We start from the raw sequence: 16,578 nt of genomic DNA on the forward strand, positions 1-16,578 counted from the left end.
AATTCTAGACTTTCCTATTTCCAGGCTGAGATTCTCGCCAATCAACCAAAGCGAGTAGATAAAGTCAGCTTAACGATAGGGTTTAGATGCTGGAGGAAATCGCCAAAAAGGCCAGGATCCGGGTGGTTTTTATCAAGACTTAGCGCCTGCTCACACAAGTATTTCGGCTTGGTAAATTTTTTGTGTTGCGCTGCACAATGCGGTAGCCGAACCATCCCTTGGGGGACTCGTTTAACGACTGGATATAGGCCGTGAAGGATTCCCTGGCTTGACCGAATTGAGCTACCTGTCTGTCGATTTCGAGCCCGGCCTGAGCGGACTCGCAAGGCGCGGGTTTGATGGCGCCGGCTCAGTGGCGGGTCTCGTCCGCCTCGGCCTGCCGTTCGAAATGGCCGACTTGCGGCTTCATCGCGGACATCACGTCGGCGGACCCCGCTGATGGGAAACACCCGCGACATCCAACTGGATGCATTGAGGGCCATCGCCGTGACGATGGTTCTGTACTCCCATTTCTTCGCGGCCGGAGGATCATCCTTCTGGGGCCATATCGGCGTGCGGCTGTTCTTCGTGCTGAGCGGCTTCCTGATCACGCGCCTGCTGCTGGAAGCGCGTTCGGCCGCCGAATTTGAAACCGGCGCCGCGTTGCGAGCCTTCTACATCAGGCGGGCGCTGCGGATATTTCCTCCCTATTTCGCCGTCCTGGGTTTCGTTTGGGTTTTCGACCTGGAACAGGCCAGGCCATCGCTGCTCTGGCATGCGCTCTATCTGTCGAATTTCTGGTATGCGCTGCGCAATGACTGGACGCCCTGGGTGCTGTGCCATTTCTGGAGCCTGAGCATCGAGGAGCAGTTCTATGTCGCCTGGCCACTGATCGTCTTGCTGGTCCCGCGCCGGCGCTTCGAGCCGATCTGCATGGGCATCATCCTGCTGTCGCTGGCCTATCGCTTCTACTGGCCGGTCACCGCCACCCCGGCGCTGGCACGCGACCTGCTGCCGCCGGCATCCATGGATGCGCTGGCGTCAGGTGCGCTGCTTGCCTGCTGGCGATCCAGAGGTGCTGGCCTGCCGCAATGGATGCGGCTGGGCTGGCCTGCCTTCGCGGCCGCATTCCTGATGATCGAGTGGTTTGTCCCGGCGCCTCCCGATCCGACACTGGAATGGGCCCGCTGGCTGCTGCTGCAAGTCCTGCCGCTGGTGCCGCTGATGGCCATCGTCGCCGCCTGTTCGAGCGGCCTTGGCGGCACCTTCGGTAAGCTTGCCGAGCTGCCGCCGTTGCTGGCTTTGGGTCGCATCAGCTACGGCGTTTATCTCTATCATCCGATATTGCTGTCGCTCGCCGTCAAGTCGCAGCCGTGGATTCCGCTCAATGTCTCGGAGCAAGGGCCAGGGCGGTTGCTGGTAGCAAGCGCCGCCACGATCGTCGTGGCCTCGATTTCCTGGGTGGTTTTCGAAAGGCCGCTCAACCGCCTGAAGCGCCACTTCCCCTATGTGGCGCGCACCCATGCCGCGCCGACACGCGCCGACCGCGCCGGCTGGGCCACGAGGGCGCCCGGCCCATCGCCCGATGGCCCGGCGCCATCGCTCGACCTCCAGCAAACGGATGCGACACGATGACCGCCGCGCCGCTCGTCTCAGTCCTGCTGCCGGTCTACAATGCCGGGCCCTATCTCGCCGCCGCGCTGGGAAGCATCCTGCGGCAGGACTACTGCCGCGTGGAGGTCATCGCGATCGATGACGGGTCGACCGACAATTCGCTCGAAATCCTCGAGCGATACCGGCAAGCCGACAGCCGCATCTCGATCATCTCGCGCGAAAACCGCGGCCTCGTGGCGACGCTCAACGAAGGGCTGCAGAAAGCCCAGGGCGAGTTGGTCGCACGGATGGACGCGGACGACGTCGCTTACCCCTGGCGCCTGTCGCGCCAGGTGGCGCTGTTCGAGCGGCGGCCCGAACTCGGCTTCTGCGGCGCCGGCGTCGACATGTTGATCCGCGGCCGCATCGCCAGGGGCAAGCCCGATCCGGTGTTCCAGTTCGGCCGCATTCCCATATTGGCGATGTTCTTCACCATCTTCATGCACCCGACGGTCGTCTACAACAGGAAGGTCATCGAAGACGACGATCTCCACTACGACAAGACCTACAGGCACGCCGAGGATTTCGACCTTTTCAGGCGGTTGGCCGGCCGTTACCCGGCAGCCATGATGCCCGAAAACCTGGTCGTCTACCGCATCCATCAGGCAAGCGTGACCAGCCGGCACAGCAAGGAGATGCGCCGGACGCATTTGCGGATCGTGGCGGAGAATCTCGAGCGCGAGGGCCTCGCGGAAACAACGCGAGACCTGCGCGACATCGGCGATGCGGTCAGCCTCGACACGGTTACCCGTGCGGCCAACTTCATCGTCGCGCTGGAGGAGGAGATTTGCTCGCTGCCGGCCGAGACGCGGCCAAGCTTCGAGGCCGGCGCACTGAACCTGTTCTATTTCCTTTACCAACTCGTCGCCGACGAAAAGCAGCCCTCGCTGACGCATGAATTGCTGACGCGGACCGCGAAATGGAACGTCATCCGGCGTCGCGAGAAATATGCGCTACGGCCGGGCTCCTGGGCGCCCTGGCTCAGCCTTGCCTCGCTGTCGGCCGGCAGGCAGGCGGACGCCCTGGCATACTTCTTCAAATCCGCGCCCGCCGAGACGGTCCTGGCGCCTTATCAGTTGGGTTAGAGGGATGACCGTCAAAGCCCACCAACCCCTGCAGCGCGATCGTTCGACGGCGCTCGGCGCCGGACCGGCCAATTCCCGCCCGGAACGATCGGCGCCGGAAGTCAGCTTCATCATCTGTACGCGCAACCGCGTCGCCGTGCTCGAGGCTTGCATCAAGTCGGTGCAGGCCGCGTGCCGCGCCCATGCCGGCTTCGCCGCCGAGCTGGTGGTCGTCGACAACGGCTCGAGCGACCGCACGGCGGAACGCTTGGCCAGCATCGCCGCCATGTCGGACATTCCATTCACGCCCGTCTGCGAGCCCCGCCCCGGATTGGCGACTGCCCGTAACGCCGGGTTGAAGCGCGCGCGGGGCCGTGTGCTGGTCTTTGTCGATGATGACTGCGCGGTCCATTGCGACTACCTGCGCGATCTGGAGCGACACTACGCGTCCGGGGAACAATGGCTCATCCGGGGCGGACGTGTCGAACTCGGCGATCCCAGGGATTTGCCCTTCACGATCAAGCGCTCGCGGGTACGCGAGCGGCTGACGCCGGATGTCCATCCCGGCGGCTTCGTGCTGGGCTGCAACATGACGATGCACCGCGATGTCGCGGCCCGTATCGGCTATTTCGACGAACGCTTCGGCGCCGGCGGACCGTTGCGGTCAGCTGAGGATACCGATTACCTCGTGCGCGCGGTGCTGCTCGGCATCGCGGTCGAATATGTGCCGGACATGACGATCTTCCATCATCACGGCCGGCGGGATCGCAAATCCATCGAAAAGCTCCACCGCGACTACAGCCTGGGAAATGGCGGGCTCTGCCTGAAACATGTTCGCCATGCGCCCTGGCTGCTGCGTCATTTCTACTGGGCCGCTAGAGCCGCTTTCCGGGAATCGGCGGGCGGGCCTGCATTCGATCGTGAACTCGACCTGTCGCATTGGCCGATCGTCGGCATGAATTTGCTCGGCGCCGTCAGATTCGCGGTTCTCCTGCTGGCGAGACGGGCGCAGGGTGCGCCGGTGCGACAAGATCAACAGGCAAATGCCGAAGCGAGTTGAACCGCCATAATGCCATTGCTACCGCCAAGCCTGCCGATGCTATTCCGGACGTTCGGAAAGAAGCAACTGCGCCTGCTTCCGGCCGTGGTGGTTCTCGGCCTCGTCAGCGCCGTCCTCGAAGGATTCGGCATCGGCCTGATCATCCCGTTGCTGGGCATTATCATGGGACACGGGGATGCAGCGGGAATGGGCGGCTTTTCCGCCGTCCTCCAGCATGTCGGATCGGGCCTGAGCGAGCGCGACCGGCTTATGGTCATTTCGGTCGCCATCCTCGGCTCGATCGTCCTGAAGAACATTTTCGCCTTCGCCAACACGCTGCTGACGACCTTCATCTATGGCAAGGCAAGTCATTCGATCCGCAGCGCCTTGTCGGAGCGGTTGTTGCGGGTCGGCTACCCATTCTTCCTGCGGCAGAGTCCGGGACGGCTGCTCAACATCATCTCCAACGAATCCTGGCGGGCATCGGATGCGATCCAGATCATGCTGTCGGCCATCGTCAGCGCATCGGCCGCCATCATCCTGCTGGCTTTTCTGCTGCTGCTTTCGTGGCGCATGACGCTGTTGGTCACGCTGGGACTGGCCGTCGTCCAGATCGCGCACGCCATCCTCTCGGCCAATCTGAAAGGGCCGAGCCGCAGCGTCGCCTCACGCAACAGCCACCTTGCATCGCAGATGCTCCATCTGGTGCATGCCGGACGCCTGATCCGCATCTTCGGACAGGAGAGCCGGGAGAAGGCGACATTCGATACGGCGTCCGATGCGGTCCGCCGCGCCGCGTTTGTCCTGCTTGTGCGCCAGGGAGCGTTGCCGCCGCTGACGGAGGTTCTCCACGCCGTGCTGTTCCTGGCGGTGGTGATCGGCGCCTGGCTGGCGCAGGTGAGTTTCCCGCTGATCATCGCATTTGTCATACTGCTCTACAGGCTGCAGCCGCATATGCGGGCCCTGCAAGGGTCGTGGAGCCAGTTGCAAGGCCTGAGCGGATCGCTCGAAGAGGTGGCGTGGATGCTGGATCCGTCCGGCAAGCCTCAACCGCCGCAAGGCGACGGCCCGTTCCACGGCTTGCGCCAAGGCATCAAATTCGATGACGTGACGTTCACCTATTCCGGCACGGACCGGCGTGAGGTGGTGCTGCATTCGGCGACTTTCGAGATCCGCGGCGGCCGCTCGACGGCATTGATCGGCCGCTCGGGCGCCGGCAAGACGACGATCGTCAATCTTCTGTGCCGCTTCGTGGAACCGGACACCGGCAGGATTGTCGTCGATGGATCACCGCTCGATGGGATCGACGCCAGCCAGTGGCGACGCCACATCGCACTGGCCAGCCAGGAGCTGGAGCTGGTCGATGGCACCATTTTTGAAAACATCACCTACGGGCAGGACGCAGCCACGGCCGACGACGCCGAGCGTGCCGCAAGAATGGCCGAAGCGCATGAATTCATCGAACGGCTTCCTCTCGGTTACGACACGGTCGTCGGCTACAGGGGTATCAACCTCTCGGCGGGACAGCGGCAGCGGATCGCGCTGGCCAGGGCCCTGGTGCGCGATCCCGATCTCCTGATCCTGGACGAAGCCACCAACGCCGTCGACGGTCTGTCGGAGGCAGCCATCGTCGAGACGCTGAAGTCGAGAGCCGGCCGCCGCACGACCATCGTCATCAGCCACCATCACAGCACCATTTCGTTCTGCGACGACGTGGTGATCCTGAGCGGCGGCCGGGTGAAAAAGCAGGCACCTTTCGGCGCCCTGGCATCGCTCACCATGGACGAGCTTTACCAGCACGAGCCGCTCGCCGCCCCAGGCGGAGCGGGAGCGAAGCGACGTCGCGGCGAGCCTGCGAAGTGACGCTACGGCGTCGCGCGCAGGTTCCTGCGGGCGCGCCGCCTGCCCGTTGCACGTGCTTTCTCCGCCACCACGCCGGTGATCTCGACCACGGTGCCCTCACGCGGTCTGCCGCTGGTCGCCTTGTGGAGCCGCTCGTAGGGCAGCAATTCCTTGATCCGGGCGTTGAGCGACACGATTTCGGCCCTGAGGTCCTCGCATTCCTGCCTCTGGACATCGAGCTGTATCTGTTCCGACGCCTGTTGCAGCAAAAGCTGTGAAAAATTGGCGTTCACTTTCGAAAGGCTCGCCTTGTCGCTTTCGTTCTCATCGCTGAGCGCGGACAATCTTTCATCGGCGATTTTCTTTTCGGCCAGGGTGTCGTTCAATTCAGTCTTGAGCCTGGCGATCTCGCCGGTGGCATCGCTGTTCTCGTTCGAGGCCCACTCCAGCCGCGATTGCAGCTCCTGGATCTCGGAACGCAACCCGCGCATTTGCGTCTGGCTGCGAGCCAGTTCGGCTTCTCTGTCGCCTTCCACCATGCTTGCCGCTTCGCTCATTCCCGAAAGCTTCGCCTGTGCGGCCTCGAGCGACTTCTGGAGCCGCATCTCCTCTTTCTCGCTCTTGGCGAGCGCGGCGAGCAGTTCAGCAAACCGCGCTGCTTCGCTGGCATGGATCGCCGAGAGCTCGTCGAGCCTGTGGCGCGCCTGGGATTCCCGCTTCAGCGCCTTGTCAAGCTCCATCGACAGGCTGACATGCTTGTCCCGCAGCATCTTGCTCTCGCGCAAGCGCCTGTTGGCCTCGACCGTCCTGGCGGTCAGCCGCTTGGCGATGTCGCCGAAGTCCGCGTCGCGCTTTGCGCTCGCATTGACTGCCTCCGCGAGTTCCAGCCTTGTCGCGGCAAGCGCCGCGCGAAGTGCGTCCCTGTCCTGCACCAGGCTTGTCTCGCGCTGTTGCAGCACTTCGCAGGTGCTTTCACGCTCGCGCAGCTTTCTGCCCGCATCGTGCAGCTTTTCCGACAGGGTTCGTTGTTCGGCGATCAGGCCGGCATTTGCCAGCTCCAGCTCGTTGGCGCGAAGAATGTCGCCATGGAGGATGTTGAGGTATTCGCGCGTCAAATGGTGTGAGGTCGCGATCTCCGACAGCTTGCCGGTGATCTCCTCCATATAGTCCCTGGCGTCATGGAACAGCCCTTCGAAGGCGCTCAACGCAGCCAGTCGGGTCTGGGCGTGGGACGTCAGCCGCGGCCCGGTATCGGGACTGTCCGGATTGCCCGCACCGTCTGCATTCTCCGCACCATCCGCATTTGCCGCATTGGCCTCGGGTGGCGGGTCGTCAGGTGCCGCCGTGGAATCCGGGACCTCGTCGCTCTTTGGCGGCGCCTCGTCCTCGGCGTTGAGACTTGCGTCCAGCGCATCCGCCAGATCGATTTGCAGTTCCTGTAGCGCGGTATCTACGTCTTCAGCACGCTTGATCAAGCCCTTGAAGTTCATGCCCGAACTCCCCTACCCATACCCAACCCAGTACTTAACAAAATGCTAATGTATCCTTACATCCGCGACTTCCGTATGGGAAGCCCCGCCTGCAGAAAGCTGAAACTAGGGGATTTCGCGCTTGCGTCCAGTGGCCTGACGTCGCCGCCAGGCGCCATTTTTCGTGGGAAAGCCCGCGCCGCAGCGCGTGAGCTCCAGAGGTGTCTCGGAGAAAACTTGTCTCATTCCGGCTTACCATACGGCAAGATGATTGCCGCAGGCGAGACTGACCACGCTACCCCAAAAGTGGAGGTACCAAACGTAGGTGTGTTGGCGCCGACCCTCCACAAAATGTGGGCTTCTCGCCCTGCGGAAGTGGGAGACAGGCTCGACCCCCAAATGAATTCAGAGGAAGCTTGCCGGCGTGGCAGGCCCCCTCTCCGACCGCTTCGCGATCTCCCAACCTCCCCCTTGTGGGGAGGTCGGACCGCAGGTCCGGGTGGGGGTGCCTGGCGCCGATCCCCCGCCCCGATCCGCTTTGCGGATCGATCCTCCCCACAAGGGGAGGGTAAAATCAGCCCGCCATCGCCAGCGGCACGGCGCTCTTGTTGGGGATCTGGATATCGATTTCCAGCGTCGACATGGTCTCGCCGCGGTCCATCGAGACCTGCAGATAGTCCTGGTCGATCTGCACATGCTTGGCGATCACGGCCATGATCTCCTCGCGCAGGATGGAGACAAGGTCGGGCTGGCTGCGGTTGCGGCGCTCATAGGCGAGCAGCACCTGCAGCCGCTCGCGCGCCACCGGCGCACTGGAGCGCCGCTTGAAGATGTCGAGCAGGTTCATGCCGCCCTCCTTCCCAAAAGACGATCGAGGAAACCCTTGCGTTCGAACGGCACGACGACGGGCAAGTCCTCGCCCTCGAGCCGCATGGCCGCGTCGATATAAGCCTTGGCTGCCGCGTTGAGCGGCTCCGACAGCGTCACCGGCGAACCGAGGTTGGAGGCCCTCAGCACATCCTGGCTCTCGGGGATGATGCCGAGCAGCGGCGTCGACAGGATTTCCAGCACGTCGTCGATGGACAGCATTTCGCCGCGCGCGGCGCGCGCCGCGTCATAGCGCGTGACCAGCACATGCTTGGCGATCTGCTCGCCCTGCTCCGCCCTCAAGGTGCGAGCATCGAGCAGGCCGATGATGCGATCGGAATCGCGCACCGAGCTCACTTCCGGATTGGTGACGATGACCGCCTCGTCGGCAAAGCGCATGGCGAGCTGCGCGCCGCGCTCGATGCCGGCCGGGCTGTCGCAGAACACATAGTCGAACACCGAGCGCAGCTTGTCGATGACTTCGCCGACGCCGTCCTCGGTCAGCGCATCCTTGTCGCGCGTCTGCGAGGCCGGCAGCAGGAACAGCGTCTCCACCCGCTTGTCGCGGATCAGCGCCTGCGACAGTTTCGCCGAACCCTGGATGACGTTGACGAGGTCGAACACCACGCGGCGTTCGGCGCCCATGATCAGGTCGAGGTTGCGCAGGCCGACGTCGAAGTCGACCAAGGCCACCTTCTTGCCGGTCTTGGCGACCGCGGCACCCAGGGCTGCCGTCGAGGTCGTCTTGCCGACGCCCCCCTTGCCCGAGGTGACCACCACTACCTTGCCCATGAAAATGCCTCCGTTGTTGTTGTGTTATTGTCCGTCGCGCGGCCCATATCGGCCGCTCAGCTGAGCGGCGCGACGCGCAGCCCGTCCCCGTCGAGAAATGCCTGGATCGGCTTGCCGCGCGAAACCCCTTCCATCTCCTCGGCGGTGACGTACCAGCCGTCGACCGCCAGAAGCTCGGCCTCGTTGCGGCGGCAGAAGATGCGCGCGCCTTTGTTGCCGAGCGCACCCGCCGAAGCGCGCCCGCGCAGCGTGCCGTAGACATGGATCGAGCCCGCCGCGATGATCTCCGAGCCGGAAGCGACCGAGCCGAGCACGATGACATCGCCATGCGGATGCACGATCGCCTGGCCGGAGCGGATCGGCGACTTGATCATCAGCGTGCCCGAAGCTTCGTACCCAACCTGCGGCTCGCTCTCGACCGCTTTGCTTGCGCCAACCTTGTCAGCCTGCGCGCGCCCCACATCCGCGCGTCCAGCACCTGCGCGTCCCGCGTCAGCACGAACCTCTGGCGCCTTGCCCTCGGCCTTCTCGTCCGCCCTCGCCTTGCGACCGGGCAGCAGGCCATCGGTCGTCGCCTCCTTGGCGCCGACCAGCACCGGCGGCAATTCGGCGCCGAGCGAGCCTCCTTCGAGCTCGATGGCATAGATGCGAATGCCGCGCGTGGCGAGCTCCGCCACCAGCGCCGCGATCTCGCTCGCCCCGGGCTTCAGCGTGTTCAGATCGAGCAGCACCGGCCGGCCGGCAAAATAGCCCGGCGAGTTGCCGATCCAGTGATCCAGCGCCTCCAGCCAGGCCGCCAAAGGTGCCTCCGGCGTCAGCGTGAAAGCGACGAAGGAGCGGGCGCGAAAGCGAATGGATTTGGCCTCGAAGGGAGCGGCAAAAGTCACTGGCGGCGAATCCTTACTGATAGGTAAACGCTAGCGAGTGAATGGTTAACGAATGGTTAACGCGAGGGGGCAAGAAGAGCGCCGGAAAGGTGGTTCCTGACAACCGCCGGGAATCTTGAAAGTCTGCAAAGCCACAGGTGCAGTCGCCCATCTTCTCGATGGTGCGGATGTTCGCTTGCACATAGCCCTCGAAATGCTCGCTGTATTAGATCTTGCCGACGCTAAATTAGGCTCAAAACAGTTGCCACAGCATCTGCTTGCGCTGCAGCAGGGGCAAAGGAGCAAGATTGCGACCGTCGAGATGGAGGATGTCAACGCGACGAACACGGCGGATCGGCTCGAAGAGCGTCAGTGGATAACTTGAGAAGTGGCCTCCGATGGACGTTGCCACCACCAGCGGATAATGAGAAGTCTCCGACTTCACTTAACTGGAAAGTGCGCAATCATTGGGACAAGATCAAATTCGGATTGCGCTGCTCGCCAAAGGGTATTTTCCTAAGGAACTTCCCGCAGTTTTCATGACGAGCGGCTTCGGTACCCATTCCGCAGCCATCTTGGCTGAATGGAAAGATGGCTCTGTCTTTGCGACGAACACCAAATCTCTTGGAAAAACGACGGACAAAAAGATACGGCGCAACGCCTACACATACATACTTCGTGACGCGGAAGCGGAGATTATCTCTAAGCCTAAAAAGGGCTATGAGAGACGAAATATCCACATCACGCATCCGATCCCTCAGGCGCTTTTGGTTCATGAGTTATCACGGAACTGGAAGACCGTTCAGAAATGGCTTTGCCGACAAACATTCTCTGAGGACGAGATACGCGTCTCAAGCCAGTATGAACGATCTATTAAAGGCATAAACTTCCCAATTCATAGAGCGAAGAAGGCATACCTGGAGGCCACTTCGGATTGGGTCGTCAAAACGGATATATCGCGGTTCTACCCGACAATATATACTCATTCAATTGCTTGGGCGGCACACGGAAAAGATAACGTAAAGCGGAACCTTAACAGCTATAAAGGGTCTCTTGCCGATCGCATCGACTTGTTAGTCAGATCATGCAATCGTAATCAAACAATAGGAATTCCAATCGGTCCGGAAAGTTCCAGAATAGTCGCGGAGCTTATATCTTCGAGGATAGATACGGATTTTCATAGTAAGTGCTCCAAGATACCAAAGGAATGCATTGATCGACTCCAGGATGATTGGTTTGTCGGTGTAGATAGCCTTGAAAAGGCCGAGAAAGTACGAGGTGGCTTGAAGACGCCTTCGAGGCGCGGCGCCAACGGGTTCTCGTCAGCTCCGCACAAGTCAACCCCACGAAGTGGGCCTGCCTGATCCTGCAAGCCTTCTGTGCTCTTCTCGCGATCGCGGCCGTTCACAGTGATAACCGAATGGCATCGGCGATCGCTCTTGGAAGTTTTGCGACCGGCGTGGCGGCATCCGTTCTCTTGATTCTCGCCCACGACCGGCCCTTCACGGGAGAGATCGCAGTGTCGCCGCAGCCGTTGCTGCAAGTTATGCCGGAAGCCAAAGCGGGCGGCGGCGGATGATACAAGCAGGAGTGCAGAGACGGGGAAATTCCCACTTCGGAGTGGCGCCGGTGACCATGACTGTTTTCGGGATCATTTCGACAATCCGCGACGAGATCGCCTCGCGGCACTGAGGAAGCTGAATGCCAATGTCGGCAATTGGTGCAATCAAGACGTCCGGCCCTGTCGCTGGCCACGTCTGCTTTCAGGCAGCAGCTAAGCCAATCTCTTCGGCCGACATGAGGCGCAAAGCAGCCTTGCCGTCGTCGGGTTGTGAGACTCTGATTTGGTGACAAGCAAAACAGCAGCCCCTACGACTCGTCCCTCTCATCGCGCAAATTAGACACAACGCGGCGGTTCTGCGACCTGCAGGCGGAGTTGGGGCAGTCGCGGACGAGCCTGTCCTTGCCGTAGCCCTTGGCCCACATGCGGTTGCGGTCTATGCCGCCGGCTGCGAGGTAGTCCATCACCGCATCGGCGCGCTGCTGCGACAGCGCTGTTTCGCTTGCGCCGGGATCGTCGGCGAAACCCTGCAGCTTGAGCAGCCAGCGCGGATTCTTTGCCAACCAGGCGATCTGGGTGTCGAGGGTGGCCTTGGCGACAGAATCGAGCGCGGCCGAACCTTGTGTGAAATAGATGCGGCGGCCGACATTGAGGATAAAATCCTCCTCGCTGCCCGGCTGCACGTTCTGGAAGCCGGCAACCTCGGCGTTGGTGACGTCGGGCGTGGGAGGGGTCAGCGTGTTGCTGGTCGAGCAGGATGCGGCCAGCACCAGCAGGCTGGCGGCGAGCAGCCGGCGCGTGTTTTCAATCATGCGGCTCATGAGGCGCCAATCATTCGACGGTGGTGGAAGCGGGCGCCTGGTCGGCGATGTGCGGCAGGACCTCCACCGCGGTGCCGATCGGGCACCGCCGGTAGAGGTCGATGATGTCTTCCGGGAACATGCGGATGCAGCCGCTGGAAGCGTCGGTGCCGATGCTCCATGGCTCCAGCGTGCCATGCAGGCGGTAGCCGATGTCAGCGCCGTCGCGGTACAGATAGAGCGCGCGCGGCCCGAGCGGATTGTTGGACGCGCCACCTGCGATCATGGGCGGTAGCTCCGGCCTGCGCTTACGCATTTCGGGGGGCGGGACCCATTGCGGCCACAGCGCGCGGCGGTCGATCGTCGCGCGGCCGTACCATTTGAAGCCGTCCTTGCCGACGCCGACGCCGTAGCGGATGGCGGTTTTGTTTTCCATGATGAGGTAGAGGAAGTGGTGGCGGGTATCGACCACGACGGTGCCGACCGGCTCGCTGCTGAAATACTTGACGATCTGGCGATGCCATCTCTTGTCGATCTTGGCGAAGTTGGTCTTGCGATAGACAAAATTGTTGTCAATGGCGGTGCCGGCGAAAAAGGATTTTGCCGTCGCGGCTTGAACAATATTGCCGGTTGCACTGACCCCGACCAGCGCCAGGCCGCCGAGCACGACACCCCTGCGTGATAAAACCATCGGCAATCCCCCCTGCCTTAAGCCTGGCGGACCATAGTTGAGAATTATTCCGCCTCAAAGTGGAAAATGCTGCGTTGCTTCAGTCCGCCGTCAACGGTCTATCCACTTTTGGTCCGAACCCAAGACTGTAGACGCTCTCCGATCGGCACCGACTTCAACAAAATAATGGTCAGTGAAATTTGACTCGCCGCTCGCCGCGACGAACGTCAATACACGCCTGCACCTTACGCTCGTGCTTCTCGACCGCCTCACGAGTGTCGAAAGGCCCCTCCCGCTTGCCGGGTTTTTCGCCCTTCTTGCGTGGGGCGCTCCGTCATTGCCGGTCCCTCCAGCACCTCGACCGTGTCGTTGGCGGCAAACGTCGCCGCCTGATCGACATTCGCATCGCGGCCGGGGCCTTGCTTGGTGTCGGAGCAGGTTTGTCGTGCTAGGATCGCCGGTCGGCACCCTGCTGCCTCGGGCAACGCGGCTGCAAGTGCCGGTTCGCACGTACGCCGCCAGGCTGGCGGCGCAAGATTTTGTTGCCGGAGGTTTTTGCAAGAGCAAAGGGGGACATCGATGAGCGCAAGGGACCGATTTTTCCGTAGCCTGGTGGCTGGCCTGTTTGCCGGTGTCTTCTGGGTGGATGCCGCCCTGGCGCAGGGCGCTGGGTGTGCGTTCGAGCCGATGGGCGGCACGTCCCGACAGATTCTCAGATGTCAGGAGGGCCTGACCATCATTGTCGAAGGTGGGGCTCGGTTCACGCTGGCGGACCGCGATCGAAACGGCAAGGTCGATACGGTCAGGTTGCGGCGCAAGGCGCTGCTGCTCGATGCTCCAGCCGGCTCGATCCCGGGTGGCTTCGCGGTTGTCACCCCGCAGGCGATCGCCGCGGCGCGCGGCACCAAATGGGCAGTCGACGTCGGCGGGGGCAAGACGTCTGTCTTCGTCCTCAGGGGCCGCGTCGCCGTGAACCGGCCCGCGTCGAGAGCCGGCGTGGTGCTGGCGCCGGGCGATGGCGTCGACGTCACGGCCGGAACAGGACCGCTGACCGTCAAGCGCTGGCCCGCCAAGCGCGTTTCCGCCTTGCTGGCCCGTTTCGGCCAGTGAGCCGCGGTGAGCCGGCGAGCGCTTCCGACGCTGATCGCGCTCATCCTGGCGGGTCTTTGGGGCGCCGGCCTGGGCTTCGCGCACTGGCGCGGCAATTTGTGGTTTCTCGATCGCGTCGAAGCAACGATGACCGATCTTCGAACGCTCGTTCGAGGAACGGCAAAGCCGCCGGAGCTGATCACCATCGTCGCGATAGACGACGAAGCGGTGCGGCGCGAGGGTGCCTATCCCCTCAGCCGCGCCACGCTTGCCCGGCTTGTCGATACGATCGCGCGCCTCGGACCGAAAGCCATTGCGCTCGACCTGCTGCTGGTCGATCCCGGGGAAAAAGACAACGATGAGGCGCTCGCGCGTTCACTGAGCGGGAGTGCGAGCGTCATCGCTGCCGCGGCGGTCTATCCCGGAGGCGAACAATGGACGGTGGCCAAGGGCGACGGACCCATCGCCGGCGTGCCGAATGCCGAGCGGTTTCTGTGGCCGCTGAAAGCATTCTCGGACGCCGCAGCTGTCGGCGTCGTGAACGTGGCCACCGACAAGACGGGAACGCCCCGCTTCGTGCCGTTGCTGTTTCGGGCCGGAGATCGGCTGGAAACGTCTTTCCCCTTGCGTGTTGCCGCCATGGCAGCAGGAGGGGATCCAGAAATCGCAGCCGATCATCTATCGCTGGGCGGACGCTTTATCCGGACGGACATTGGTCACATCCTGCCTCTGACATTCTATGGCCCCCGCGGCACGATCCGCACGATCAGCGCGGCGACCGTGCTGGAGGGCCAACTCGATCCCCGCACCATCCTGGATCGAATTGTGGTGATCGGAGCCACTGCAACCGGCACCGGCGATGTTTACCCGACACCGTTCGATCCCATACTCCCGGGCGTCGAAGTCATGTCAACGGCGATTGCCCATCTGATGGCCGGCGATGCAGTTGTGCGAGACCAGTATGTCCGGCTTGCCGATGCCGGCTTTGCGGTTGTGCTGCCAATGGTCCTTGTCGGTCTGTTGGCATGGCGGCGAAACGCCGGCGGCCTCGCCGCGGTCGCCGGCGTCGTCCTGGTCTGGTTGGTGGTCAACATGACCGCTTTCCTGCACCACATCTGGCTGAGCGCCGCGCTGCCGATGACCGCCGCCATTCCGCCGGCCATCCTGTTCGGCGCCGCGCAGCTTTGGCTGGGCAGGAGCCGGGCGCAATTTTTCGCAACGCAGAGCCAATTGCTTCAACGCGTTGAAGCCCCAGGCATGGGGGAGTGGCTGGCCAAGCATGGCGACTTCCTCTCGGAGCCCGTCCGGACAGACGCCGCCATCCTGTTCATCGACTTGTCAGGCTTCACTGGACTGAGTGAAACATTGGGACCGATCGCCACGCGCGAACTCCTGAACAGTTTTCACGCGTTGGTCGGCGAAGAAGTGACGCGTTGCGGTGGCGTCGTCACGAGCTTCATGGGTGACGGAGCCATGATCCTGTTCGGCCTCCCGGAACCGGCGGCAAATGACGCCTTCAATGCCGCCCGCTGTTGCGTGGGGCTCTCCAGCCGCACCAACGATTGGCTGGCGTCGTTGCCTGCATCGACCGCATCCCGGCTCGGCTTCAAGATTGGAGCCCACCACGGAACGATCGTAGCCTCTCGGCTCGGCGGCGAAGGCCGTCAGCACATCGCGGCCATAGGTGACACGGTCAACGTTGCCAGTCGCTTGATGGAGATCGCAGCCGACCAGGATGCCGAAGTCGCGGTGAGTGACAAAATGCTCGATGCCGCCGGCCGCTACTGCGCGTTGTTCAAATCCGGTACCCTGAAAGGGCCTGTGGAAACACAGATCCGTGGGCGATCCGGCTCGCTCGCAATCTGGCTTTGGGGCAGTGCAGGGACGCAGCAGTAGAGCGTCGCCGCCAAGCCTGCGGCTTGCCTGCCCTGCGAACAGCGGGGCCCCTCAATGCCGCTTGAAATACTGCATCTCGCGCTCATGTTTCACCGCCGCCTCACGCGTATCAAACGTGCCGAGGTTCCGCCGCTTGCCGGTCGTCTCGTCTTTCTTGCCTGCAGGGGACCGGCGGCGTGGCGAAAATTGTCATTCCGACGCCGCGCGCGGCATGACAATTCGGGGCGTCGTCACATCGTGCGCGCCAGCCCTCACGCCGCGAGTTGGACCTCACGGGCAGCCGCGATCATGACACTCGCGAGCAAGCCGTAGGCTGCCTCCCAGGCCTCCCGCACCGCCGGTGTAAAAGCGGGGCCGAGGCCGCCAGCCAGCGTCTCGATCAGCGCTTGCCCGACGATCGGGTAATGGTGCTCTTCAACACCGTAGGTGACGTGACGCTTGGCGAGTTCGCGCACGGTGGGCAGAATGGTGTCGGCACGATCCAGTCCATGCACGACGAAGCCCAGGCTCGCCATCAGCTTCGCGCCTTGCTTGGTCATGTCTCTCACCGGAAACAGCGCCCGAAGATTCCCGTCGATCGCGAACAGGCGTTCATAGAACAAGGCGGCGGCAGCGGCACGGATAGGGACGACCTCACGAAAACTATCCTGGACAAGTCGAATCTGGTCGGGTGTCATCGGCGCGCTCCTCTGGTTCTGGTCTGGGTGAGCCTCGACCATGCGCCCGGGGCGTTTCGCATGCATGTCGCCTGTCGCGTCGATGTGTTTCAGTTATGTCTCAATTTGGCTTCAGGTTGCGTTCGATTGTTTTCAAACTCCTTCCCGACGCCCGCCCGGCGGCACTTTGCCCCGCACTCCGGCAGTCCAGCTTGGGGTTGCAGATGCCTGACAGGTGCGCAGCGCGCCGGCCAGCGCCGCCTTGGTGGTGTGGCGGTGCGCTAAGTGTGGAGCCTCAACAGGTTGTCCCCGGTTATGGCGAGGCGACTGATAGG

The 16,578-nt window shown here is 62.7% G+C and carries 16 protein-coding genes and 1 pseudogene; 10 read left to right on the plus strand and 7 right to left on the minus strand.

Translation table 11 applies throughout. From position 1 onward, the window contains the following. Nucleotides 1–268: 268 nt before the first annotated feature. From AC07FD_RS10400 to AC07FD_RS10420, 5 genes are read left to right on the plus strand one after another with little or no spacing between them, the layout of a single operon-like run. Nucleotides 269–439 (plus strand): hypothetical protein, encoded by a 171-nt coding sequence (locus tag AC07FD_RS10400; protein WP_478349766.1) that lies wholly within the window; start codon nucleotides 269–271, stop codon nucleotides 437–439. Continuing rightward, nucleotides 439–1,614 carry an acyltransferase family protein gene (locus AC07FD_RS10405; protein ID WP_478349767.1) on the plus strand — a complete coding sequence of 392 codons (1,176 nt, stop codon included), beginning with the start codon at nucleotides 439–441 and terminating at the stop codon, nucleotides 1,612–1,614. The genes AC07FD_RS10400 and AC07FD_RS10405 overlap by 1 nt, the downstream gene beginning before the upstream one ends. After that, complete coding sequence (locus AC07FD_RS10410) at nucleotides 1,611–2,717, plus strand: glycosyltransferase family 2 protein (protein ID WP_478349768.1); 1,107 nt, start codon at nucleotides 1,611–1,613, stop codon at nucleotides 2,715–2,717. The genes AC07FD_RS10405 and AC07FD_RS10410 overlap by 4 nt, the downstream gene beginning before the upstream one ends. 4 nt (nucleotides 2,718–2,721) lie before the next feature. Then, on the plus strand, nucleotides 2,722–3,756 hold the full coding sequence (locus AC07FD_RS10415; protein WP_478349769.1) for a glycosyltransferase family 2 protein: 1,035 nt from the start codon (nucleotides 2,722–2,724) through the stop codon (nucleotides 3,754–3,756). Nucleotides 3,757–3,765: 9 nt separating this feature from the next. After that, nucleotides 3,766–5,598: an ABC transporter ATP-binding protein gene (locus AC07FD_RS10420; protein WP_478349770.1), complete on the plus strand. Its 1,833-nt coding sequence runs from the start codon at nucleotides 3,766–3,768 to the stop codon at nucleotides 5,596–5,598. A gap of 2 nt (nucleotides 5,599–5,600) precedes the next feature. On the opposite strand, the gene AC07FD_RS10425 is transcribed toward AC07FD_RS10420, so the two are convergent. The 4 genes from AC07FD_RS10425 to minC form a co-directional block, all read right to left on the minus strand. Beyond that, a complete protein-coding gene (locus tag AC07FD_RS10425; protein ID WP_478349771.1) occupies nucleotides 5,601–7,067 on the minus strand; it encodes a coiled-coil domain-containing protein in 1,467 nt (488 codons plus the stop codon). Between the two features lie 553 nt (nucleotides 7,068–7,620). Next, nucleotides 7,621–7,893: a cell division topological specificity factor MinE gene (gene minE, locus AC07FD_RS10430; protein WP_024501686.1), complete on the minus strand. Its 273-nt coding sequence runs from the start codon at nucleotides 7,891–7,893 to the stop codon at nucleotides 7,621–7,623. Then, on the minus strand, nucleotides 7,890–8,705 hold the full coding sequence (minD, locus tag AC07FD_RS10435; protein ID WP_478349772.1) for a septum site-determining protein MinD: 816 nt from the start codon (nucleotides 8,703–8,705) through the stop codon (nucleotides 7,890–7,892). Before minD ends, minE begins: the two co-directional genes overlap by 4 nt. Before the next feature lie 56 nt (nucleotides 8,706–8,761). Next, the gene (minC, locus tag AC07FD_RS10440; protein WP_478349773.1) at nucleotides 8,762–9,592 is read right to left on the minus strand and encodes a septum site-determining protein MinC; all 831 of its coding nucleotides are present in this window, start codon (nucleotides 9,590–9,592) and stop codon (nucleotides 8,762–8,764) included. A 175-nt stretch (nucleotides 9,593–9,767) separates the two neighbouring features. Between minC and AC07FD_RS10445 the strand changes: the two genes are divergently transcribed. The 3 genes and pseudogenes from AC07FD_RS10445 to AC07FD_RS10455 form a co-directional block, all read left to right on the plus strand. Continuing rightward, entirely contained in the window at nucleotides 9,768–9,956 is a 189-nt protein-coding gene (locus AC07FD_RS10445; protein ID WP_478349774.1) for a hypothetical protein, read from the plus strand. A gap of 82 nt (nucleotides 9,957–10,038) precedes the next feature. After that, complete coding sequence (locus AC07FD_RS10450) at nucleotides 10,039–10,935, plus strand: RNA-directed DNA polymerase (RefSeq protein WP_478349775.1); 897 nt, start codon at nucleotides 10,039–10,041, stop codon at nucleotides 10,933–10,935. Then, nucleotides 10,899–11,150: pseudogene (locus tag AC07FD_RS10455) on the plus strand (bestrophin-like domain); the annotation flags it as partial. The gene AC07FD_RS10450 and the pseudogene AC07FD_RS10455, both read left to right, overlap by 37 nt. Nucleotides 11,151–11,440: 290 nt before the next feature. Here AC07FD_RS10455 and AC07FD_RS10460 read toward each other — a convergent pair. Then, on the minus strand, nucleotides 11,441–11,953 hold the full coding sequence (locus tag AC07FD_RS10460) for an OmpA family protein (protein ID WP_478349776.1): 513 nt from the start codon (nucleotides 11,951–11,953) through the stop codon (nucleotides 11,441–11,443). Nucleotides 11,954–11,963: 10 nt separating this feature from the next. Further along, nucleotides 11,964–12,623 carry a L,D-transpeptidase gene (locus tag AC07FD_RS10465; RefSeq protein WP_478349777.1) on the minus strand — a complete coding sequence of 220 codons (660 nt, stop codon included), beginning with the start codon at nucleotides 12,621–12,623 and terminating at the stop codon, nucleotides 11,964–11,966. 558 nt (nucleotides 12,624–13,181) lie between these two features. Here AC07FD_RS10465 and AC07FD_RS10470 point away from each other — a divergent pair. Together AC07FD_RS10470 and AC07FD_RS10475 are read left to right on the plus strand one after the other, a co-directional pair. Then, entirely contained in the window at nucleotides 13,182–13,712 is a 531-nt protein-coding gene (locus AC07FD_RS10470) for a FecR domain-containing protein (RefSeq protein WP_478349778.1), read from the plus strand. 6 nt (nucleotides 13,713–13,718) lie between these two features. Then, nucleotides 13,719–15,587, plus strand: coding sequence for a CHASE2 domain-containing protein (locus AC07FD_RS10475; protein ID WP_478349779.1), 1,869 nt, complete (start codon nucleotides 13,719–13,721; stop codon nucleotides 15,585–15,587). Between the two features lie 251 nt (nucleotides 15,588–15,838). On the opposite strand, the gene AC07FD_RS10480 is transcribed toward AC07FD_RS10475, so the two are convergent. Further along, on the minus strand, nucleotides 15,839–16,264 hold the full coding sequence (locus AC07FD_RS10480) for a globin family protein (RefSeq protein ID WP_477399763.1): 426 nt from the start codon (nucleotides 16,262–16,264) through the stop codon (nucleotides 15,839–15,841). Nucleotides 16,265–16,578 lie beyond the last annotated feature (314 nt).

The sequence above is a fragment of the Mesorhizobium waitakense genome (assembly GCF_056431085.1).